Annotated in this window: 18 protein-coding genes and 1 riboswitch; of the genes, 15 read left to right on the plus strand and 3 right to left on the minus strand. The window is 63.2% G+C overall.

Annotated features, from left to right (window positions below):
- Positions 1 to 59: 59 nt before the first annotated feature.
- Entirely contained in the window at positions 60 to 683 is a 624-nt protein-coding gene (locus ABDK11_RS15115) for an NTP transferase domain-containing protein (RefSeq protein WP_346837346.1), read from the minus strand.
- On the minus strand, positions 676 to 1,644 hold the full coding sequence (gene moaA / locus ABDK11_RS15120; protein WP_346837347.1) for a GTP 3',8-cyclase MoaA: 969 nt from the start codon (positions 1,642 to 1,644) through the stop codon (positions 676 to 678). Before moaA ends, ABDK11_RS15115 begins: the two co-directional genes overlap by 8 nt.
- Positions 1,633 to 1,811: riboswitch (molybdenum cofactor riboswitch) on the minus strand. It overlaps the preceding gene by 12 nt.
- A 506-nt stretch (positions 1,812 to 2,317) precedes the next feature.
- On the opposite strand from moaA, the gene ABDK11_RS15125 reads away from it, so the two are divergent.
- The 11 genes from ABDK11_RS15125 (at position 2,318) to ABDK11_RS15175 (ending at position 16,921) form a co-directional block, all read left to right on the plus strand.
- Positions 2,318 to 2,902, plus strand: coding sequence for an ANTAR domain-containing protein (locus tag ABDK11_RS15125; RefSeq protein ID WP_346837348.1), 585 nt, complete (start codon positions 2,318 to 2,320; stop codon positions 2,900 to 2,902).
- A gap of 4 nt (positions 2,903 to 2,906) precedes the next feature.
- The gene (locus ABDK11_RS15130) at positions 2,907 to 3,968 is read left to right on the plus strand and encodes a CmpA/NrtA family ABC transporter substrate-binding protein (protein ID WP_346837349.1); all 1,062 of its coding nucleotides are present in this window, start codon (positions 2,907 to 2,909) and stop codon (positions 3,966 to 3,968) included.
- Between the two features lie 220 nt (positions 3,969 to 4,188).
- A complete protein-coding gene (locus ABDK11_RS15135; RefSeq protein WP_346837350.1) occupies positions 4,189 to 5,655 on the plus strand; it encodes a NarK family nitrate/nitrite MFS transporter in 1,467 nt (488 codons plus the stop codon).
- Entirely contained in the window at positions 5,645 to 7,363 is a 1,719-nt protein-coding gene (locus tag ABDK11_RS15140) for a bifunctional protein-serine/threonine kinase/phosphatase (protein WP_346837351.1), read from the plus strand. The genes ABDK11_RS15135 and ABDK11_RS15140 overlap by 11 nt, the downstream gene beginning before the upstream one ends.
- 741 nt (positions 7,364 to 8,104) lie before the next feature.
- The gene (gene nirB, locus ABDK11_RS15145; protein WP_346837352.1) at positions 8,105 to 10,654 is read left to right on the plus strand and encodes a nitrite reductase large subunit NirB; all 2,550 of its coding nucleotides are present in this window, start codon (positions 8,105 to 8,107) and stop codon (positions 10,652 to 10,654) included.
- 337 nt (positions 10,655 to 10,991) lie between these two features.
- A complete protein-coding gene (gene nirD / locus ABDK11_RS15150) occupies positions 10,992 to 11,321 on the plus strand; it encodes a nitrite reductase small subunit NirD (RefSeq protein WP_346837353.1) in 330 nt (109 codons plus the stop codon).
- 2 nt (positions 11,322 to 11,323) lie between these two features.
- Positions 11,324 to 13,993: a nitrate reductase gene (locus ABDK11_RS15155; RefSeq protein ID WP_346837354.1), complete on the plus strand. Its 2,670-nt coding sequence runs from the start codon at positions 11,324 to 11,326 to the stop codon at positions 13,991 to 13,993.
- 125 nt (positions 13,994 to 14,118) lie between these two features.
- Complete coding sequence (gene glp, locus ABDK11_RS15160; protein WP_346837355.1) at positions 14,119 to 15,393, plus strand: gephyrin-like molybdotransferase Glp; 1,275 nt, start codon at positions 14,119 to 14,121, stop codon at positions 15,391 to 15,393.
- 18 nt (positions 15,394 to 15,411) lie between these two features.
- Positions 15,412 to 15,831, plus strand: coding sequence for a VOC family protein (locus tag ABDK11_RS15165; RefSeq protein ID WP_346837356.1), 420 nt, complete (start codon positions 15,412 to 15,414; stop codon positions 15,829 to 15,831).
- Between the two features lie 37 nt (positions 15,832 to 15,868).
- Complete coding sequence (locus ABDK11_RS15170) at positions 15,869 to 16,594, plus strand: dienelactone hydrolase family protein (protein ID WP_346837357.1); 726 nt, start codon at positions 15,869 to 15,871, stop codon at positions 16,592 to 16,594.
- A 21-nt stretch (positions 16,595 to 16,615) separates the two neighbouring features.
- Positions 16,616 to 16,921 (plus strand): antibiotic biosynthesis monooxygenase, encoded by a 306-nt coding sequence (locus tag ABDK11_RS15175; RefSeq protein ID WP_346837358.1) that lies wholly within the window; start codon positions 16,616 to 16,618, stop codon positions 16,919 to 16,921.
- 559 nt (positions 16,922 to 17,480) lie between these two features.
- Here the strand turns inward: ABDK11_RS15175 and soxR are convergent.
- Positions 17,481 to 17,939 (minus strand): redox-sensitive transcriptional activator SoxR, encoded by a 459-nt coding sequence (gene soxR / locus ABDK11_RS15180; protein ID WP_346837359.1) that lies wholly within the window; start codon positions 17,937 to 17,939, stop codon positions 17,481 to 17,483.
- Positions 17,940 to 18,065: 126 nt separating this feature from the next.
- Here soxR and ABDK11_RS15185 point away from each other — a divergent pair, with 126 nt between their 5' ends.
- The 4 genes from ABDK11_RS15185 to ABDK11_RS15200 all read left to right on the plus strand — a co-directional run bounded on the left by ABDK11_RS15185 (position 18,066) and on the right by ABDK11_RS15200 (position 21,770).
- Complete coding sequence (locus tag ABDK11_RS15185; RefSeq protein WP_346837360.1) at positions 18,066 to 18,611, plus strand: NAD(P)H-dependent oxidoreductase; 546 nt, start codon at positions 18,066 to 18,068, stop codon at positions 18,609 to 18,611.
- On the plus strand, positions 18,608 to 19,846 hold the full coding sequence (locus ABDK11_RS15190) for an MFS transporter (protein WP_346837361.1): 1,239 nt from the start codon (positions 18,608 to 18,610) through the stop codon (positions 19,844 to 19,846). The genes ABDK11_RS15185 and ABDK11_RS15190 overlap by 4 nt, the downstream gene beginning before the upstream one ends.
- Before the next feature lie 200 nt (positions 19,847 to 20,046).
- Positions 20,047 to 21,012: an ABC transporter ATP-binding protein gene (locus ABDK11_RS15195; protein WP_346837362.1), complete on the plus strand. Its 966-nt coding sequence runs from the start codon at positions 20,047 to 20,049 to the stop codon at positions 21,010 to 21,012.
- On the plus strand, positions 21,009 to 21,770 hold the full coding sequence (locus ABDK11_RS15200) for an ABC transporter permease (RefSeq protein ID WP_346837363.1): 762 nt from the start codon (positions 21,009 to 21,011) through the stop codon (positions 21,768 to 21,770). The genes ABDK11_RS15195 and ABDK11_RS15200 overlap by 4 nt, the downstream gene beginning before the upstream one ends.
- Positions 21,771 to 21,879: the final 109 nt, after the last annotated feature.

The raw sequence follows: 21,879 nt of genomic DNA on the forward strand, positions 1-21,879 counted from the left end.
TGGTTAGCTTTGATTTGCAAAAACGTTGTTGTTTAAAAATTGGGGGTTCTTAAATCCGGTTATTCAACTGCCTGTGGCCCCGATAGAGCATCCAGCCGCGCGTTCACCCGCGCAAATTCCTCCGGCCGGTTGACGTTGCAGTGCCAGTCTCCCGCCGGCACTGGCAGCTGTTCGCCGCCGAGTGCTGCCAACAGCGCACCGAGCGACGCATCCCCACCTCCATCCCCTGCGGCGATCCTGCGCAGGTAAGAGCGGCCATCGTCGTCGAGGCGCAGCCACAGTGGTAGCCGGTAGCGGCCAAAACACGCGGCCGACGCACCGGCCCGCGCCGCACGGCACAGCGTCAGTAGCTGTGTGCGCTGTAGCAGCGGCATATCCACCGGCACGGCCAGCAGGCCGTCGCAGGAAACCTGCGCCTCGCGCAGGCTTTCACTCACCGCCCAGAGACCACTTAGCGGGCCGCGCGCGGGGCCGCGATCGGCGATACCTCCGGGGCGCGCCCCGCTGACGCGCGGACTCAACCACTCGATTCCCTCCACAGTCGGCAGTGACTGCAGCAGGTTGATGGCCCGCGACAGCAGCGTCTCGCCGCCGGGCAACTGCAGCGCGGCCTTGTCGCGACCCATGCGCCGGGACTGGCCGCCGGCCAGGACCAGCGGGCAGATGCGCAAGCGCTCAGCCACCGAGCATCGCCAGGTTGCGCGTGGCCCCGACCTGCTGCGCCTGCAGCTGGTGGCTGGCGGCCTTGCCGCCGATCAGTGCGCGCACGCGGCGGGCGAGCGCATCGCTGTCACCAGTGCGAATAACGTCGTAGAGATCCAGCCCCTGTTCCGCGAACAGGCACAGGTGTAGGCGTCCCTGCGCGGACACGCGCAGGCGGTTGCAGCTGTCGCAGAAATCTTCGCTGTAGGGGGTAATCAGGCCGATGCGGCCGCGGTAATCCGGGTGGCGATATTCACGCGCCGGGCCCGCGTCCGCGGCCCGCGGCAGCAGCTGCCAGCCCTCGCGCAGCAGCCGCTGTTCGATGGTGGTGCCGCGCAGGTGGTTGCTGGCAAAGTAGTCACGATTGTCGCCGGTGCGCATCAACTCGATAAAGCGCAGCGTTACCGGCGTGTCCTCGAGCCAGTGCAGGAATTCCCCCAGGCGGCGCTCGGCGCCGTCGGCGAGCAGCACGGCGTTGACCTTGACCTCGACACCGAGCGCACGCGCACGCTCGATGCCATCGAGCACGCGCGGCAGGCAGTCGTGGCCGGTGAACTCGGCAAACTCGTGCCGGTCGAGGCTGTCGATACTGATATTCAGCTGGTCGAGGCCGGCCGCGCGCCAGTCGTCGATGACCCGCGGCAGCTTGTAGCCGTTGCTGGTCACCGCCACCCGGCGGATACCCGGCGTGGCCTTGCCGGCGGCGATAATCTCGGCAAGATCGGCGCGCAGCGATGGCTCACCACCGGTCAGGCGCAGTTTCTGCGTCCCCAGGCTGGCAAATGCGCGCACCACCGTGGCCGCCTCGGCCGCGGTGAGATGGGGGGCTTCGTCCGTGGGCCGATAACCATCCGGCAGGCAGTAGCTGCAGCGGAAGTTACAGACATCGGTGACGGACAGGCGCAGGTAGTAGAACCTGCGCCCGAGGTTGTCTGTGAGCATCAAACGCCTTTCCAAGTCAGCGAGCGGTCAGTGCGACGGCTCTCGGGAGGCCGGAAGATTTCTCCGCCGACCCTGGTGACCGCGATCAGCGATCACGGCCCGCGGCGCCTATTCCCTCTGCGAAACAACGGGAACTTAGCACCGGGGGCTCGGTGTTTGTGAATTTACGGATTAACGGGATTCGCCGATCGAGTCTCTCCTGTCGTCTTTTTTCACCTGGGCTTGGGCCTGAGCCTGTGTTTGCCCACATCCAGTGTGCATTATGAAACATTCCCGGTCACGCCTTTCAGCGTGTCTTTCCACTTCACATCATTCAGGCAAGGTCTATGCCACGGCGCTGAGCCGGCGGTTGCGCTTACGCAACGCGTCCCGGTGCACCAAAATCAGGCCGCGTGACGGTGCGCCCGCACCAGCTTAGTGCGAACTGACAAGCCAGGGCAACCAGTCCCCCCATCCACAGCGGCGAAATCTCGCGGATTGGCGCTTGGCACAACTTTTGATTGTTTTTTACCAATGGCAATGAGGCCCGACAACCCGCACGCGGGTCGCCGGGCCTTTTTTGTCTGCGCAACGCGCAACCGAAGACGAGAACAACCCGCCGGCACAGCGCCGCCCGGAAACGGCGCGGCACAGAATCAAAAAAAGGGCCGGCCTCCAGGTGAATTTCGAACCGATGAGCAAACCACTGGGCATTATGCTGGTCGACGATCAGCCCGAGCGCGCTGACATGGTCAGCCGGCAGCTGCAGGCGGCCGGCTACCAGTTGCTGGTGCAGCTGCACAGCGCCGCCGGCCTGCTGCAGCAGGTGGATATCCACCGCCCGGATATCGTGCTGATCGATATCGAGTCCCCGGACCGGGATATCCTCGAGAGCCTGACCGTGATCAACCGCCAGAACCCCACACCGGTGGCCATTTTTTCCGCGCGCGGCGACTCCGAATTTATCGCCCGCGCCGTGGATGCCGGTGTCAGCGCCTATATGGCCGAGGGCATGAGCGCCGATCGGGTAGCCCCGGCGATCGAGATCGCCATGGCGCAGTTCCGCAATTACCAGCAACTGCGCAAGTCCCTCGAGCGCACCCAGCAGCAGCTGCACGAACGCAAGACCGTCGAGCGCGCCAAGGGGTTGCTGATGGCAAAAAACAACCTGGACGAAGACGCCGCCCACCGCACCCTGCGCAACCTGGCCATGAACAGCAACGCCACCATGCTCGCGGTGGCCGAGCAGGTCATCCAATTCCTACAGAAGAAGTCGTAACGCCATGCCAGTCACGTCACTGACCCCGGAAAAGCGCCACCTGAAATTGCTGTACCTGCGTCTGACCGATAGTGCCCCGCTGATCGTCGCGCGGGAAATGGGTTTCTTTGCCGATTTCGGCCTGGATGTGGCGCTGCAGCGGGAAACCTCCTGGGCCACGCTGCGCGACAAACTGATTGGCGGCGCCGCCGACGCCGCGGCCATGCTCGCGCCGATGCCGCTGACGCTGGCGCAGGCCCTGCCCCACTGCGAGGAAACCCTGCTCACCGGCCTGATCCTGAGCTGTAACGGCAACGCCATCACCCTGTCGCGCTCCCTGTGCCGGGATCTCGACCTGGAGCCGGACACCGGCGCCGATACCGGCGCGGCGCTGGCCGAGTTCCTGCGCCAGCGCGCCTCCGACGCGACACCGCTGAAGCTCGCCACCGTTTATCCCTTCTCCAGCCATACACTGCAACTGCGCTACTGGCTGCGCGGCGCCGGCATCGACCCCGACCGCGACCTGCAGATCCTGGTGCTGCCGCCGGAGCAGATGGTGGCGCGTCTCGAACGCGGCGACATCGACGGCTACTGCGTGGGCGAGCCCTGGAACACCATCGCCGCCCAGCGTGGCCTGGGCACGGTGGTGGCCGCCTGCAACGCGCTGCTGCCGGCCATGCCGGAAAAGGTACTGGCGGTGACCGGCTCCTGGCACGAGGCCAATCCGCGCACCCACCTGGCCCTGCGCGCCGCGCTGCTGAAAGCCTGCAGCTGGCTCGCCGACCGCGCCCAGCGCCGCGACGCGGCTGCGGTTCTGGCGCGACCGGAATATCTGGACCTGGACAGTACCAGCCTGGAACCCTCGCTGTGCGATCAACTTTACCGCCGCGGCGACCGCGAACCGCTGGCCAACCCCGGCTGGCACCTGTTCGCCCACAGCGACAACGACTGCGGCCGCCCCAGCGAAGACAAGGCGCGCCAGCTGCTCGATCTGTGCGCGTGCTTCTCGCCGATCAGCGACGGCGCCGAAACGGCGTTCCGCGAGGAACTCTACCGGCAGACGGTTGAATTCCTGCAACGCCACTGACATCAGTGGCACACAACTTGAATGCAGCATTACTACGGAATGCAACAACACTAGTGACTGAATAGCGGCCGGGACCTTCCGCCGGCCAAAAACGAAGATCGGACAACGAAGTCCACCGGATGCAGCGCAAGCTGCCCCGTGGGCTTTTTTTCTGCCCGCGGAAAATTCGAGCTGCGGCCTTTTACTGCTGCAGCACGGCAACGATAAAGAGGATACGCGCATGTCCAGCGAAACCCTGAATCTGTTTTCCTTCCGCGGGAAAACCCGAATCCTGCACCTGACCTGGGTGGCCTTTTTCATCACCTTCTTTGCCTGGTTCAACCACGCGCCGCTGTTGATGGCCATCGCCGACAGCCTGTCGCTGGCGCCGGAACAGGTGAAGACGCTGCTGATCCTGAACGTGGCGCTGACCATTCCGGCGCGCATCGTCATCGGTATGCTTACCGACAGGTACGGCCCGCGCCTGACCTTCTCCCTGCTACTGGCAGTCGGCAGCCTGCCCTGCTTCCTGTTCGCGCTGGCAGACAACTTCGTGCAGGCCGCCATCGGCCGCTTCCTGCTCGGCTTTATCGGCGCCGGCTTCGTGGTCGGTATCCGCATGGTGTCCGAATGGTTCCCGGCGCGGCAGCTGGGCACCGCGGAGGGCATCTACGGTGGCTGGGGCAATTTCGGCTCCGCCGCCGCGGCAATTACCCTGCCCACGGTGGCGCTGATCTTCGGCGGGCAGGACGGCTGGCGCTATGCCGTCGCTCTTACCGGTATCATCGCCCTGACCTATAGCGTGATCTACTACCACACCGTCACCGACACCCCCAAAGGCGCCACCTATTTCAAACCCAAGCGTATCGGCGGCATGGAAGTGACCAGCAAAGGCGACTTTATCCTGCTGCTGGTGATGAAACTGCCGATGTACGCGGCGCTGGCACTACTGACCTGGAAACTGTCTCCCGCCGGGGTATCGGTGCTGCCCGGCACTGCGGCGGTTGCCATCTACTGTGCGCTGGTGCTGCTGTATGCGCTGGATGCGCGCAAGTGCTTGCAGATCAACCGCGAGGTACTGGAGAAACCGCCGGCGCCGATCCACCGCTACAAATTCAAGCAGGTGGCGATTCTGAACCTGCTCTATTTCGCCACTTTCGGCTCCGAACTGGCGGTGGTCTCCATGCTACCGCTGTTTTTTTCCGAAACTTTTTCCCTGGACCCGGTCAAGGCCGGCTTGCTCGGCTCCGCCTATGCGTTTATGAACCTGGTATCGCGGCCATTGGGCGGCCTGTTCAGCGACAAATTCGGCCGCCGCGCCACGCTGCAGATACTGGTACTGGGCCTGGCGCTGGGCTACCTGGGCATGAGCCAGATTGCCTCCAGCTGGCCGCTATACCTGGCCGTGGCCGCGGCGATGCTGTGCTCTTTCTTCGTGCAGGCCGGTGAGGGCGCGGTATTCGCGGTGGTACCGCTGATCAAGCGCCGCCTGACCGGCCAGATCGCCGGCATGACCGGCGCCTACGGCAATGTCGGTGCGGTGTTCTACCTGACGGTGTTGAGCCTCGCTTCATACCAGACCTTCTTCCTGGTCATTGCCGCCACTGCGCTGGTCGGCTTTGCCGCGCTGCTGTTGATGGAGGAACCGGAAGGGCAGATGGCCGAAGTGTTGCCCGACGGCAGTGTGTCGCTGATCGATGTCGCTTGAGTTGTCGGCACGCCCGGCGCACACGCAAGAGGCACTGCAATTTTGCAGCGCCTCGGCGGCCGGCCGCCGCGCGCGCAACGACGACGCCTGCGCGGTGCGCCTGCCCGGCGGCGACGAACTGAAATACCGCGGCGCACTGGCAGTGGTCGCCGATGGGGTCAGCGCGGCCAGCGCCGGCGGTGACGCCGCGCGCGCGGCGGTGAGCGGCTTTGTCGCCGACTACTACAGCACGCCGCACACCTGGAGTGTCAAACAGGCCGCCGCGCGGGTGCTGCAGTCGCTGAATGGCTGGCTGTTCCGCCAGGGCGGCGGCGCCAGCGCAGTGCGCCAGGGCTGGCTCACCACATTCTCCGCCGCCATTTTCAAGGGCGCCAATGCGCACCTGATCCATATCGGCGATTCGCGCATTTACCGCCTGCGCGGCGAGTCACTGGAGTGCCTGACCCGCGATCACTGCACCGCCCTCGGCGGCGGCCGCACTTTTCTCAGCCGCGCCCTGGGCATGGATGCCCATGTGGAACTGGATTACCGCCGCGAGCCACTGCAGCCCGGCGATATCTATCTGCTCACCAGCGATGGCGTGCACGACCATTTGTCGCCCGACACAATTAAACGCCTGCTGCGCAGCGGCGCCGCCGCGGACCTGATTGAGGCGGCGCGCAGCGCCGGTTCCGACGACAACCTCAGCGCTTCAATCTGCCGCGTCAATCGCGTGACCGAGCCGGATGGCGATGACCTGCTGCACTCCAGCGGCACCCTGCCGTTCCCGCCGGACCTGCGCCCGGGCAACCGCCTGGATCATTTCCTGATCCTGCAGGAGCTGCATGCCAGCAGCCGCAGCCACCTGTATCTGGCGCGCGATGCGGAAAGCGGCGAACTGCGCGCACTCAAGACACCGTCGATCAATTTCGCCGATGACCCGGCCTATATTGAGAACTTCCTCGCCGAGGAGTGGACCGGCCGCCGCGTCGACCATCCCGGTATCGTGCGTGTCTTCCCGCCCACGGGCGAACGCCGCTTTCTCTACCACGTGATGGAAGTTGTCGATGGCCAGAACCTCCGCCAATGGCAGCAGCTGCACCCGCAACCGGCGGTGGAGCAGGTACGCGATATGATCGGGCAACTGGTCAGCGCGCTGCGCCGCCTGCAGCGCCTGGAAATCGTGCACGGCGACCTGAAGCCGGAAAACATCATGGTGACCGCCGATGGCCGCCTGAAACTGATCGACCTGGGCGGCGCCAACGCCGCGGGCCTGAGCGAGCACCTGCGCCACCGCGGTGCGGAGACACCGGGCAGCAAGAACTACGCCGCCCCGGAATACTTTTTCGGCGACCCGGCCAATCACCGCTCGGATCTGTTCTCCCTCGGCGTGATTGCCTACGAACTGCTGACCGGCCACTACCCCTACCGCGAGCGCGCCGGCTTCCAGCACTACCAGCTGAAGAGCTATGCCGGCCTGCGCTACATCTCCGCGCGTAAACACCGCGAGGACCTGCCGGAATGGATCGACGGCGCCCTACGCAAAGCCTGCAACGCCGACCCGCGCCATCGTTACGCGGCGCTGTCGGAATTCGTACACGACCTGCACACTCCCAACCCAGACTTCATCCGCCGCGAGCACCAGCCGCTGATGGAGCGCAATCCGCTGTTGTTCTGGCAGCTGGTGGCATTACTGCTGTTGCTGTCGCATCTGTTGTATTTTCTGTGAATGAAACAGCGAGATACCTGCTACCTCCAGGGGCTGTGTGTGGGCGAACCTTGTGTTCGCCCTGGTTGTTTCTGTGCGCTGTAGGTAATTCAGTGGCGGCACTGCTACCGATACCTGTTTGCCAGACACGCGGTAAATACGTCCCTGTACGCTCTAATCGGCATCCATGCCTCATAAGGTCTGGCAAACAGGTATCAGTACCAGCGCCTTCGCATAATGTTTACCGCACTTAGAGGGCTTGGCTGCTCCAGTCCTTCTTACGAAGGAACGTACTGCAAACCGAAGGCAAAGTGCCGGGCGTACCATTTCGAAACCGTCGGCGACAGGGCCGAAGGCGCCGTGAATGCGTGGAGCGGCCGGATCGTCGCCGCCGGAGCGTACAGGGATGTATTTAAGGGGGGGCGCCTAGCCCGATTTCGAAATGGTACACCCTGTACTTTGCCGCCACTGAGGCAGACCAGAGAACCTCCGCACAGAACACAGGCACCAGTCGGGTGCAAACAATGTCAGCTCGCACTATTTTGTGGCAACTACTGTGCACCATCAGCCAGCAAACCCACAGAATTCAAGACTTTATCGATTGGCACATAACTTGAATAACAATTAGCACCAACACAATTTATCCCCCTAACGAGGCAACGGCGCCTGGACTCTTCGGCAGAAGAGGAGGCGCCCATGCTGATCCGCCACCGCCCTTCCCTTCCTGCCGAATCATTCAGACAAGACACGGCAGGAACTCACATGGTTGAACCCCAGGTTAAGCAAAAACTGATCGTTATCGGCAACGGCATGGTGGGCCACCACTTTCTCGAGCAGCTGGCCTCCCGGCCGGAAAAAGCACTGTTCGAAGTCACCGTTTTCTGTGCCGAACCCCGTCCTGCCTACGACCGCGTACACCTGTCCGAGTACTTTGCCGGACGCAGTGCCGACGACCTGGCCCTGGGTAAAATCGAACAGTACCGCGACTGGGGTTTCGAGCTGCTGTTGAACGCCAGTGCGATTTCCATCGACCGGGAAAACAAAACCGTCACCGCCGCGTCCGGTATCGAAAAGAGCTACGACAAGCTGATTCTCGCCACCGGCTCCTACCCGTTCGTACCGCCGATCCCCGGCCACGAGCACGAAAAATGTTTCGTCTATCGCACACTGGAAGATCTCGATGCAATCCGCGCGGCCGCCGCTGACGGCGGTACCGGGGTCGTGATTGGCGGTGGGCTGTTAGGGCTGGAAGCGGCCAACGCACTGAAAGAGCTGGGGCTGGAAGCCCACGTGGTGGAATTCGCTCCGGGGCTGATGGGCGTGCAGCTGGACGAAGGCGGCTCCGGGCTGCTGAAAAACAAAATCGAGGATCTGGGTGTGACGGTGCACACCAGCACCGCCACCGAGCTGATCGAGGAGGTCGACGGCCGTCTGAGGATGCGCTTTCAAGGGGAGAGTAAAGGCGAGCGCGAACTCTTCACCGACCTGATCGTCTTCTCCGCCGGTATCCGCCCCGAGGACAAACTGGCCAAATCCGCTGGCCTGCAACTGGGCGAACGCGGCGGAATCGTGATCGACGAATCCTGCCGCACGTCCGACGACAATATTTTCGCCATCGGCGAATGTGCCCTGTACAACAATTTTATCTACGGCCTGGTGGCTCCCGGTTACACCATGGCACGCAGTACCGTCGCCCTGCTGTGCGGCGAGCAAGCCAGTTTTACCGGCGCCGATATGAGCACCAAACTGAAACTGCTCGGTGTGGAGGTGGGCTCCATTGGCGATGCCCATGGTCGCAGTGAGGGCGCCGCAGCAATTACCTTCGTGGACGAACAGACCGGCATCTACAAGCGCATGATCACCGATGCCGACGGCAAGAAACTGCTCGGCGCGGTGCTGGTGGGCGACACCGGGGATTACGACCAGCTGTTGCAGTACCACCTCAACGCCATCGAACTGCCGGAACACCCGGAACAGCTGATCCTGCCCGCCGCCGACGGCGCCGCGCCGACACTCGGCGCCAGCGCCCTGCCGGATACCGCCACCATCTGCTCCTGCCACAACGTCAGCAAGGGCGATATCGTGCAGTCGGTAGCCGGCGGCTGCTGTTCCCTCGGTGAGGTGAAAGATGCCACCAAGGCGTCCACTGGTTGCGGCGGCTGTTCTGCACTGCTGAAGAATGTGGTCGACGAAGAACTCGCCGCGCTGGGTATGGAAGTGAACAACGATCTGTGTCCGCACTTTCCCTACACCCGCCAGGAAATTTTCCACATGGTACAGGTGGAGGAAATCCAGACATTTGAGGAACTGCTGGAAAAACACGGCCACGGCAACGGCTGCGAAATTTGCAAGCCGACCGCCGCCTCGATCCTCGCCTCCCTGTGGAACGATCATATCCACAAGAAGCCCCATGTCGGCCTGCAGGATACCAACGATACCTTTATGGCCAACATGCAGAAGAACGGCAGCTATTCAGTGGTACCGCGCGTGCCCGGCGGCGAGATTACCCCGGACAAGCTGATCGTGCTCGGCCAGGTGGCGAAGAAATACAACCTCTACACCAAGATCACCGGCGGCCAGCGCGTCGACCTGTTCGGGGCACGGCTGGAGGAACTGCCGGAAATCTGGCGTGAACTGATCGATGCCGGCTTCGAAACCGGCCACGCCTACGGCAAGTCCCTGCGCACAGTGAAGTCCTGTGTCGGCAGTACCTGGTGCCGCTTCGGCGTACAGAACAGTGTCAAGATGGCGCTGGATATCGAGAACCGCTACAAGGGCCTGCGCTCGCCGCACAAGATCAAGATGGCGGTATCCGGCTGCACGCGCGAGTGCGCCGAGGCGCAGAGCAAGGACGTGGGCGTGATCGCCACCGAGAACGGCTGGAACCTGTTTGTGTGCGGCAATGGCGGCATGCGCCCGCGCCACGCGGATCTGTTCGCTACCGACCTGGACGACGAGACGCTGGTCAAATACATCGACCGCCTGTTGATGTTCTACGTGCGCACCGCCGACAAGCTGCAGCGCACCTCGGTGTGGCTGGAAAACCTCGACGGCGGTCTCGACTACCTGCGCGAAGTCATCATCGACGACAAACTCGGCATCTGTAATGAGCTGGAAGCACAGATGAACAACGTGGTGGGCACCTACCAGTGCGAGTGGAAGACCGCGATCAATGATCCGGAGATGCTCAAGCGCTTCCGCCAGTTCGTCAACAGCGACGAACCAGACGAGAAAATCGTGTTTGTCGAGGAGCGCCAGCAACCGCGCCCGGCACGGGAAGAGGAAATTGTACGCATCGCCGAGCCGGCGTGATATCCGCCTCGAATCACGCACTGAGCTTACCAGGCCGGTGTGGGAGCCTCTTTCCGGGACCGTATGAGGCATGGATGCCGATTACGAGCGTACAGGGAAGTATGTACAGCGTGTCCCGGAAAGAGGCTCCCACGCCGGCCCCGCGCAAAACATAGAACAACGATCATTAACCAAGGTGGACCCACGGGCCGCAGCGGTGCTGGGGCGGATCTCCCCGAACACCACGCTCCCGGGATAGGAGAAGAACATCATGAATCAAGTTGCCATAACCCGCGCTCAGTGGCAGCCAGTCTGCAAGCGATCAGATCTGGTTGCCCATTCCGGAGTGTGTGCCCTTGTGGGCGAGAATTCTGCTGGCCCGCGTATTGCGGGGCAGACCAGCCCGCAAGATGCGGGACAGCAGAGTATCGCCCTCTTTTTTATTCCCGGCGCCGAGCCGCAGCTCTACGCCATCGACAACTGGGATCCGCTCGCCGCCGCCGGCGTCATCTCCCGCGGCATCATTGCCGAAATCGACGGTGAGCTGACGGTCGCCTCACCACTGTACAAGCACCACTTCCGCTTGCGCGATGGTATCTGCCTCGAGGACGACAGTGTGCAGCTCGGCAGTTACCGCGTCGCCTTCGACGGCGACACCGTACTGGTTGCCGGCGCAGAAAAGTTCTGACCATGGGGCCAAGCGAGCGGTTTCACGCGCACAAAACCTGCACCACCTGTCCCTACTGCGGCGTCGGCTGCGGCGTGGCCGCCACCCGCGAGCTGCGCGGCACTACCGAGACCATCAGCGTCAGCGGCGACGCGCAGCATCCGGCCAATGCCGGCCGCCTGTGCGTCAAGGGCGCCGCGCTGGCCGATACTCTCGGCGAGCGTGGGCGGCTGCTGCGCCCGCGCCTGCACGGCGAGGAGTGCGACTGGGACACGGCGATGGACTATATGGCCGCGCAGTTCACCCGCACCATCGCCGAGCACGGCCCGGACTCGGTGGCCTTTTACCTGTCCGGCCAGTTGCTGACCGAAGACTACTATGTGGCCAACAAACTGATGAAGGGCTTTATCGGCAGTGGCAATGTAGATACCAACTCGCGCCTGTGCATGTCGTCGGCAGTAGCCGCGTACAAACGCGCGCTGGGTGCCGATGCCGTGCCCTGCTGTTACGAGGATCTGGAGCAAGCAGAACTGGTGGTGCTGGTGGGCTCCAACGCCGCCTGGACCCATCCGATCCTGTTCCAGCGCATGCAGTCAGCGGATACCAAACTGGTGGTCATCGATCCGCGCACCAGCGCCACCGCAGAAATGGCCGATCTACATCTGGCGATCACACCGGGCAGCGACGCCGCGCTGTGGAACGGGTTGCTGAATTACCTGCACAGCCACGGCCACCTGGACCATCCGTTTATCGAGCAGCATACGGAAAACTTCGTCGACACGATCGCCGCGGCCGCGGGCTGGTCGCTGGCGGAAACCGCACAGGCCTGCGGTGTAGAGCGGCAACAGCTGCGGGATTTTTTCCGGCTGTTCGCACGCAGCGACAAGACCGTGAGTTTCTATTCCCAGGGCATCAACCAGTCCAGCAGCGGCACTGACAAGAACAATGCCGTCATCAATTGCCACCTGGCCACCGGCCGTATCGGCAAGCCCGGTTGCGGTCCCTTCTCGATCACCGGCCAGCCCAACGCCATGGGCGGGCGCGAAGTCGGCGGGCTGGCCAATATGCTTGCCGCACATATGGATTTTACCCCGCAGGATATCGACCGCGTGGGGCGCTTCTGGCAGACCGACAGGGTTGCGCGGAAGCCCGGCCTCAAGGCCGTTGATTTATTTCAGGCGGTGGAACGCGGCGAGATCAAGGCGCTGTGGATCATGGCCACCAATCCGGCGGTGAGTATGCCGGACGCCGCGCGCGTGGCCGAAGCACTGCGCAACTGCCCACTGGTGGTGGTGTCCGACTGCGTCGCCGACACCGATACCGCGCGCTGCGCCGACCTGCTACTGCCGGCCACCACCTGGGCGGAAAAAAACGGCACCGTCACCAATTCCGAGCGGCGCATCTCGCGACAGCGCAGCTTCCTGCCGCCGCCTGGCGAAGCGCGCCACGACTGGCAGATCGTCTGCGACCTGGCCGCGCGCCTCGGCCACCGGAAAGCGTTCGATTACCGTCACCCGGCGGAAATTTTCCGCGAACACGCGGCCCTGTCCGGGTTTGAAAACGGCGGCCGCCGCGCCTTCGATATTTCCGCGCTGGCCGGCCTCAGCCGGCGCCAGTACGACCAGCTGCAACCAGTGCAATGGCCGGCCAACGCGATCAACCCCAACGGCAGCCAACGACTGTTTGGCGACGGCCGTTTCTTCACAGACTCCGGTCGCGCGCGCTTTATCGCCGTGGCACCGCGCGCACCGCAACAGCAACGCAGCAATGACTTCCCGCTGTGGCTGAACAGCGGTCGCATGCGCGACCAGTGGCACACCATGACCCGCACCGGCCGCGCGCGCCAGCTGCTCGATCACAGCGAACTGCCCGAGCTGCAGATCCACCCCGCCGACGCCGCGCGCTGGCAGGTACGCGACGGCCAGCTGGTGCAATTGCGCAGCGCGCGCGGACGAATGCGCGGGCGTGCCGCAGTCACCGCCACACAGAAAGCCGGCGAAGTGTTCGCACCGATTCACTGGAGCGAGAGCCTCGCCGGCGACAGCCGCGTCAGCGCGCTGGCGGAGCCGGTCATCGATCCGCACTCGGGCCAGCCGGAGTTCAAACAGATCGCCGTCGCGTTGCAGCCACTGGCCGCACACAGTTATCTGCGCCTGGTGTGTAGCGCCGCCGTGACCGAGCGTCTGCAAACCCGGTTGGCGGATATCGACGCGCTGGTGCACTGGTACCGCGTGCCCTGTGCGGGCGGCTACCGCTACGAGCTGGCACTGGGACAAACGCCGGACTGCCGCATGCTGGCGCAACAACTACTGGCCGAGGTCGCGGAACCGCTGCACTGGCAGCAACTGCACCTGCCCGCCGGTGAACGCTGGCTAGTGCACACGGACGCTCTGCAGCTGCTGTTGTTCAGTGCCACAGACTGGCAGCAACTACCGGATCGCCGCGCGCTGGAGCAGTGGCTGCAACAGCCACTGCCACAGCAGCCGGCACAACTGCTGCAGAAAGTCGCCCCGGCGCCACAGATCATCTGCAGCTGTATGCAGGTCTCGCGCGAGCAGATCGAGTGCGCCATCGACGCCGGCGCCGACTCGGTAGAGCAGCTTGGCGCCGAACTCGGCTGCGGCACCAACTGCGGCTCCTGTAAAGCGGAAATCGCCGCGCTGCTGCGCACGCAAACTCAACACGTCGCCTGATGCCTTCTCCCGCTGCAGGAGCGGTCCTCAACCGCTTCTACAGCGAGGAATCCCGCCCTCCAGCTTTGCATTTGCGCCGCCGCGCGTTAATGTCGACCTATCACCGACAAGAAAGATAAGCCGCCATGACCGCCGACCGCTGCCTTCAACCCGGCCTGATCCCCGTCGAGCACGCACGCCAGCAGTTGCTGGATGCCGTCGCCCCGCTGCGGGATACCGAAACCCTGCCATTGGAACAGGCCTGCGGCCGCGTGCTGGCGCAAGACGCCGGGGCGCAACTCGACCTGCCGCCCTGTGACAACTCCGCGATGGACGGCTACGCCCTGGCCGGCGACGGCGATACCTTTACCCTGACCGGCAAGAGCCTCGCCGGCCATCCGTTCGACGGAACACTCAAAGCCGGCGAATGCGCACGCATTACCACCGGCGCACCGCTGCCAGCTGGTGCCGACCGCGTAGTGATGCAGGAGCAGGCAGAGCTTGCCGGCGAGGTGTTGCACCTGCATACAAGCGCCGCTGTCGGCGAACACATCCGCCGCCGCGGCGAGGATGTGTGCGTGGGCCAGTGTCTGCTGCGCGCCGGTCACCCCATCCGCGTGGCGGATATCGCATTGCTCGCCGCAGCCGGGATCAGCCACGTAACAGCAATACGCCGGCTGCGCGCCGCGGTACTATCGGTGGGCGACGAGCTGCGCCCGCTCGAAACCCCGGCGGCCGAACTCGGCCGCGGCGATATCTACGACAGTAATCGCATCGCATTGAAGGCGGCGCTGGCGCAAATGAATATCGAGGTGATCGATCTCGGCTGCCAACCTGATGATCCCGGCACCATTCGCGATGCGTTTATGCGTGCGCGCGATAGCGCCGATATCGTGATCACCAGCGGCGGCGTGTCGGTGGGTGACGCGGATTACACCCGCCGCGTACTCGAGGAACTCGGTCAACTGGAAATGTGGCGCCTGGCGATCAAGCCCGGCAAGCCGTTCGCCTTTGGCCGCCTGCCGCGCGAACCGGCCGATGGCGGCAACGCCGGCGCGGCGTTGTTCTTCGGCCTGCCCGGCAATCCGGTTTCCGCGCTGGTCACCCTTTACCAGCTGGTGCTGCCGGCACTGGAAAAGGTCCGCGGCGTCGCAGAAAGCGCGCGTCACCCGCGCCTGCAGAGCCGCGCGCGGCTGATCAACCCGATCCGCAAGGCACCGGGGCGCACCGACTACCAGCGCGGCTTTACCTATCGTGACGGTGACGGCCTGCAGGTGGTGGAGAGCGCCGGTATCCAGGGTAGCCATATTCTCTCTGGCTTCGCCCGCGCCAACTGTTTTATCGTGTTGTCACAGGACAGCGGTGATTGCGCCACCGGTGACTGGGTTACGATCGAGCCTTTCCTGGGACCATTGGTGTAACGGATTTTCGGGTAAACAATGACAACACCATTTCAGATCCGCCAGATTGACCATATCGTCTTGCGCGTCAGCGACCTGCAGGCAATGCTCGATTTCTATTGCGGCCTGCTCGGCTGCACCGTCGAGCGGGAGCAGCGCGATATCGGCCTGTACCAGCTGCGCGCCGGCAGCAGCCTGATTGACCTGGTGCCGGTCAACCAGAAGCTCGGCCGTGCCGGCGGCGCCGCGCCGGGGCGCGAAGGGCGCAACCTGGATCACCTGTGCCTGCGCGTCGAGCCCTTCAATGCCGAGACCATCATCCAGTATCTGCGCAATCGCGGTGTGGATCCGGGCCAGGTGGAGTCCCGCTACGGCGCCGAGGGCGAGGGTCCGTCCCTGTACATCACCGATCCGGAATCCAATGTGGTGGAACTGAAAGGTCCGCCGTGGGATCAATAAATCCACGGCTATTCAATTTTTGTCAGAGGAGATCAACGTGCACAGTGAATCTGTCGACTACACCGTAAACGGTGAAGCCTTTACCGGTTATATCGCCTACGATGACAGCAGCAGCGAAAAACGCCCCGGGGTTCTGTTGATTCACGAGTGGTGGGGCCACAGTGATTTCGTGCGTGAACAGGCCGACATGCTGGCCGCAGAGGGTTACACCGCCTTCGCGCTGGACCTGTTCGGCAGCGGCAAGAGTGCCAACAATCCCACCGATGCCACCGAACTGATGAATAATGCCCTGAACACCCCCGGTGCCATCGAAGCGCGCTTCCGCGCGGCGCTGGAGCTGCTGCAGCAGCACGAAACCGTCGACTCACAAAAAATCGCCGCGCAGGGCTATTGCTTCGGCGGCGCCGTGGCGCTGAATATGGCGCGGCTCGGCATCGACCTGAAGGGCGCCATCAGCTATCACGGCACCCTGCAAAGCGATATCCAGGTGAAGCCCGGCAGCATCAAGGCGGAACTGCAGGTCTACACCGGCGGTGCCGACGATATGGTACCCACCGAGCAGGTCACCGGCTTTGTCGGGGAAATGCAGAAAGCCGGGGTGAAATTCGAGCTAACCAGTTATCCCGGCGTCAAACACGGCTTTACCAACCCCGCCGCCACCGGCAAAGGGGAAAAATTCGGCATCCCCCTCGCCTACAACGCAGACACCGCGGCCGATGCCTGGAAGGGCACCGTCGCCTTCTACCGCCGTATTTTCGCTTAATATAATATGCAGCCAACGGCGGTGATACTGGAAGTCGCGCAGCTCGATATCAAAGCCGGCCAGTGTGCCGACTTTGAACGGGCCTTTACCGAAGCCCAGTCCATCATCGCCGCCATGCCCGGCTACCTCAGCCACCAGTTGCAAAAATGTGTGGAAAAGGAAAACCGCTGCCTGCTGCTGGTGCGCTGGCAGACGCTCGAGGATCACACAGAGGGTTTCCGCGGCTCGGCGAAATACCAGCGCTGGAAAGCGTTACTGCATCACTTCTATGATCCGTTTCCCGAGGTGGAGCACTACAGACTTTTATCCGGTAGCGACGATTTGTAGAAGCGACGGTACCGAGAGTATTTGGCGCGGTTGGGCGCCCCCTGTGTTCACCCTTTTTGATTTCACATAGTCCACTTGGTTCAGCGGTGCTCCGAACTAACTTCGCGGCGGCAAAGCCCTGGGTGTACCATTTCGAAATCGGGCTGGGCGCCCCCCTTAAATACATCCCTGTACGCTCCGGCGGCGACGGTCCGGCCGTTCCAGGCATTCACGGCGCCTTCGGCCCTGTCGCCGACGGTTTCAAAATGGTACACCCAGCACTTTGCCTTAAATTTGTAGTAGCTAACTTCGTAAGAGTGTGTCGAGCAGTAAAGGCTATCTAGACACAATGAACGTTATGCAAAGGCCCTGATACCGGTGGCCTTTGCGGGACTGTCGGCCGGAGGGATCCGGCCGCCAAGCCCCCAGGGATGGGTTCACGGCGTGTCCCGCATAAGGCCACCGGTAGCAGGGCCGCCACCGAGTAATCTACAGCGCACCGCGCCGAACAGAACAGAACAGAACAGAACAGGGTCATGCAGTCTAATCACCGGCGGTGTCATATGTGGCAACTGGCAACTCAGGGATCACCCTCCAGGTACTGCGCACCACTACCCCGCTCCGCGGCGCTATCACCGGGGTTGTACAGCGGGCAACTGCCCATCGATAGACAACCGCAACCAATACAGCCATCGAGGCGCTTGCGCATTCGGGTCAGCTGTTCGATGCGGCTGTTCAGGTCCTCGCGCCAGCGCGCCGACAACCGGCTCCAGTCTTTCTTGTTCGGCGTGCGCCCGTCCGGCAGGGTATCCAGCGCCGTCTTGATCTCCGCCAGTGGAATCCCCACCCGCTGCGCCACCTTGATGATCCCCAGGCGCCGCAGCACATCGCGCCCGTAGCGACGCTGGTTGCCGGCAGTGCGCCAGCTGCTGATCAGCCCCTTGCTCTCATAGAAGTGCAGTGCCGACACCGGCACACCGCTGCGCTCAGATACCGCCCCCACACTCAGTTCACGGCTCAGGCCGCCGCCTTTTGTCATAGCCCGGACCTCGATTACCCGATAGCAATTTTCAATCGGCCGCAGCCGTTGACCTCAACTTTAGTTGAGGTTTTACACTGCTCCGCATTCGCTGACAAGCCCCACCTTCCCCCCGAGGAGAAACTGATGGACAACCGCATGGAAATCGCACTGATCTACGGCAGCGACCGCGAAGGCCGCCTGTGCGACAGCATCGCCAACTGGACCGCCGCACAACTGGAAAAACACACTGACTACAAACTGCAGCGCATCGACCCCGCCGACCTGCCGCAGCCGCGCGAGCTGCGCGCGCAGCTCGCGCGCGCGGAGGGTTTTGTCGTGGTCACACCGGAATACAACCACGGCTACCCCGCGCCGCTGAAAGCCCTGATCGATTCCGCCAAGGCCGAATGGCAGGCCAAGCCGGTGGCGTTTGTCGGCTACGGCGGCCTGTCGGGCGGCATCCGCGCCCTGGAGCAGCTCCGCCTGGTATTCGCCGAACTGCATGCGGTGACGCTGCGCGACAGCGTGACGTTTATCAATGCCTGGGAGCAATTCGACAGCGACGGCCAACTGCAATCACCGGAGCGCGCCGAACGATCCATGAAACGTATGCTCGCGTACCTGCACTGGTGGCTCGGCGCCCTGCGCGATGCACGCCGCGCACAGGCCTACGGGGAGATTGCACAATGACCACACCGCTAACGACTTCGATCCCGGCACCGGCAAGCCCGCTTCCGGTCCGCGACAGCCTGCCGCAACGCATAACCCTGCTGTGCCTGGCGGCGCTGACGGTTATGGCCGGCGCCACCGTCGTGCCCTCGCTGCCGGCGCTGCAGGACCACTTTGCCGACAGCAACCACAGCGAACTGCTGAGTAAAATGGTGTTGACCCTGCCAGCACTCTCCATCGCCCTGGGGGCACCACTGGCGGGCGTCGCTGCCGACCGCTGGGGGCGACTGCCACTGTTACTCGGCGCGCTGCTGTTATACGCGCTGGCGGGAACTTCCGGACTGATTGCCGACAGCCTGCCGGCACTGCTGGCGGGACGCGCACTGCTCGGCCTGGCTGCCGCGGGTACCATGACCGCAGTCACGGCACTGGCCGGGGATTATTACCGCGGCACCCAGCGGAAAAATTTCATGGGCAGCAAGGCCGCGTTTGTCAGCTTCGGCGGTGTGGTGTTCCTGCTCATCGGCGGCCTGCTGGCGGACTGGCACTGGCGCGCGCCCTTTGCCGTCTATGCCCTGGCGCTGCTGCTGTTGCCGGCGGTGCTGCGCAACCTGCGCGAACTGCCACGCTTCACGGACACCGCCGCGGCCACTGCCGAACAGGCCCCGGCGCACAACCGCCCGCTGCTCGCCGCGGTACTGGGCGCGGCACTGTTGGCCAGCCTGGCATTTTTCCTGATTCCCACGCAGATGCCGTTCCTGTTGCGCGAGTTGGGTATCACCCAGCCGAGCCGCGCGGGGCTCGCCATCGGCTGTGGCAACCTGGCCGCAGCTGTCAGTGCGCTGCTGCTATACCGCCGCCTGCGCTTGCGCAACAGCGGCCTGGTCGCCGCCAGTTTCGCGGTGATGGGCACGGGCCTGCTGCTGGTGACCAGCGCAGAGGGCTACGGCGTCCTGATACTGGCACTGGTGCTGTTCGGTCTCGGCAAGGGCGTGCTGATGCCACACCTGGCCGCGCGCGCGCTGGAACTGGCTCCGGCAGCACTGCGCGGGCGCGTCGCCGGCGCCCTGACCGCGAGCCTGTTCCTCGGCCAGTTCCTGTCGCCACTGGCAAGCCAGCCGCTGGTCGCACATTTCGGTCTGACCGCAGGCTTCGCTGTGATGGGCACAGTGCTGTTACTGGTGGCGGCGGCTACCGCGGCCGCGATCTGCTGGCCCGACTACAAAATGAATGCGTATTCGGTAATGATGAAATAGCTCTACACCAGCCCGAAGCTCTGCCGCGTCTCAACGTTCAGGCAGAATTAGGCAACTACAATAGCGCTCAAACCTGACAAACTAGCCCCCCGGGGAAGCCCTCTCCGCACACTGAATTGCCGCCGGCAAAGGGAATGTCGAATGTGACGCTTGCCGAACGACAACTGGACAGGGCCAGTATCATTAGAGGAAGGAAAGAAGTGGAACCGATTATTTCCGTCAACGGGCTCAGTAAAACCTACGCCGGAGGTTTTACTGCGCTGAAAAACGTCGACCTGCAAATCCGGCGCGGGGAGATCTTCGCGCTGTTGGGGCCAAACGGCGCCGGCAAGACCACCCTGATCAGTATTGTCTGCGGTATCGTCAATCCGAGCGGCGGCACTGTCACTGCGGCGGGCCACGATATCGTGCGCGATTACCGCGCCGCGCGCCGCGCCATCGGCCTGGTGCCCCAGGAACTGGCCACGGATTCGTTCGAGAGTGTGTGGACCACGGTCAATTTCAGCCGCGGCCTGTTCGGCAAGGCACCGAACCCGGCTTATATCGAGAAGCTGCTGCGCCAGCTGTCGCTGTGGGAAAAGAAGGACAGCAAGATCATGGCGCTGTCCGGCGGGATGAAACGCCGGGTGATGATCGCCAAGGCGCTGTCCCACGAACCGGATATCCTGTTTCTGGACGAGCCGACCGCGGGCGTAGACGTGGAGCTGCGCAAGGATATGTGGGACATGGTGCGCGAACTGCGCGAATCCGGGGTCACCGTGATCCTGACCACCCACTATATCGAAGAAGCCGAGGAGATGGCCGACCGGGTGGGAGTCATCAACCGCGGCGAAGTCGTGCTGGTAGAGGAGAAAGATACCCTGATGCAGAAAATGGGTGAGAAAGAACTCAGCCTGCAGCTCCTGGAGCCACTGCAGCAGGTACCCGAAGTACTGTCGGACCTGCCATTGACGCTGAGCGAAGACGGCAACCAGCTGGTCTACCGTTTCGATATCAAGAGCAGCGATACCGGTATTGCCGAGCTGCTGCGCCGGCTCAACACCGCCGAAATCGAATTCCGCGACCTGCACACGCGCGAAAGCTCACTGGAGGAGATCTTTGTCGGCCTGGTGCGCGGCGCACGTGAAGAGAAAATAGTGCAGCTGAGCGGGGAGGTGCAGGAATGAACTGGTACGGAATTCGCGCCATCTACAAGTTCGAAATGGCCCGCACCTGGCGTACGCTGATGCAGAGTATCGCCTCGCCGGTGCTGTCCACATCGCTGTACTTTATTGTCTTCGGCGCCGCCATCGGCTCGCGTATGGGCAATATCGACGGCGTCAGTTACGGGGCCTTCATCATCCCCGGGCTGATCATGCTGTCCCTGCTGTCCGAAAGCATCTCCAATGCATCCTTCGGAATTTTCTTCCCGCAGTTCTCCGGCACCATCTACGAGGTGCTGTCAGCGCCGGTATCGGCGTTCGAGATCGTGGCCGGCTACGTGGGCGCCGCGGCCACCAAGTCGATTGTGCTCGGCCTGCTGATCCTGGCCACCGCGCGCTGCTTTGTCGACTACGAAATCCTGCACCCCTTCTGGATGCTCGGTTTCCTGGTACTGACCGCACTGACGTTCAGCATGTTCGGCTTCATCATCGGTGTCTGGGCCGACGACTTCCAGAAACTGCAGGTGATTCCGCTGATGGTGATCACGCCGTTGACTTTCCTCGGTGGCGCCTTCTATTCCATCAATATGCTGCCGGAACTGTGGCAGAAAATTACCCTGTTCAATCCGGTGGTCTATCTGATCAGCGGCTTCCGCTGGGCCTTTTACGGCAATGCGGATGTGAGCGTGGGCCTGAGCCTGGGGATGACACTGCTGTTCCTGCTGCTGTGCATGACCGCAGTGTGGTGGATTTTCCGCACCGGCTACCGGATCAAGAGCTGATCGTTTACCCGCTGCGGCCTGGGCGAACGCAGGGTTCGCCCTTGGTCGCTCCGTGCGTCACTGGGAATTCGGTGGCAACAGCGCCTGTGGCCCTAGGAAAAATCCAGAC

The sequence above is a fragment of the Microbulbifer sp. SAOS-129_SWC genome, assembly GCF_039696035.1.
Lineage (GTDB): Bacteria > Pseudomonadota > Gammaproteobacteria > Pseudomonadales > Cellvibrionaceae > Microbulbifer.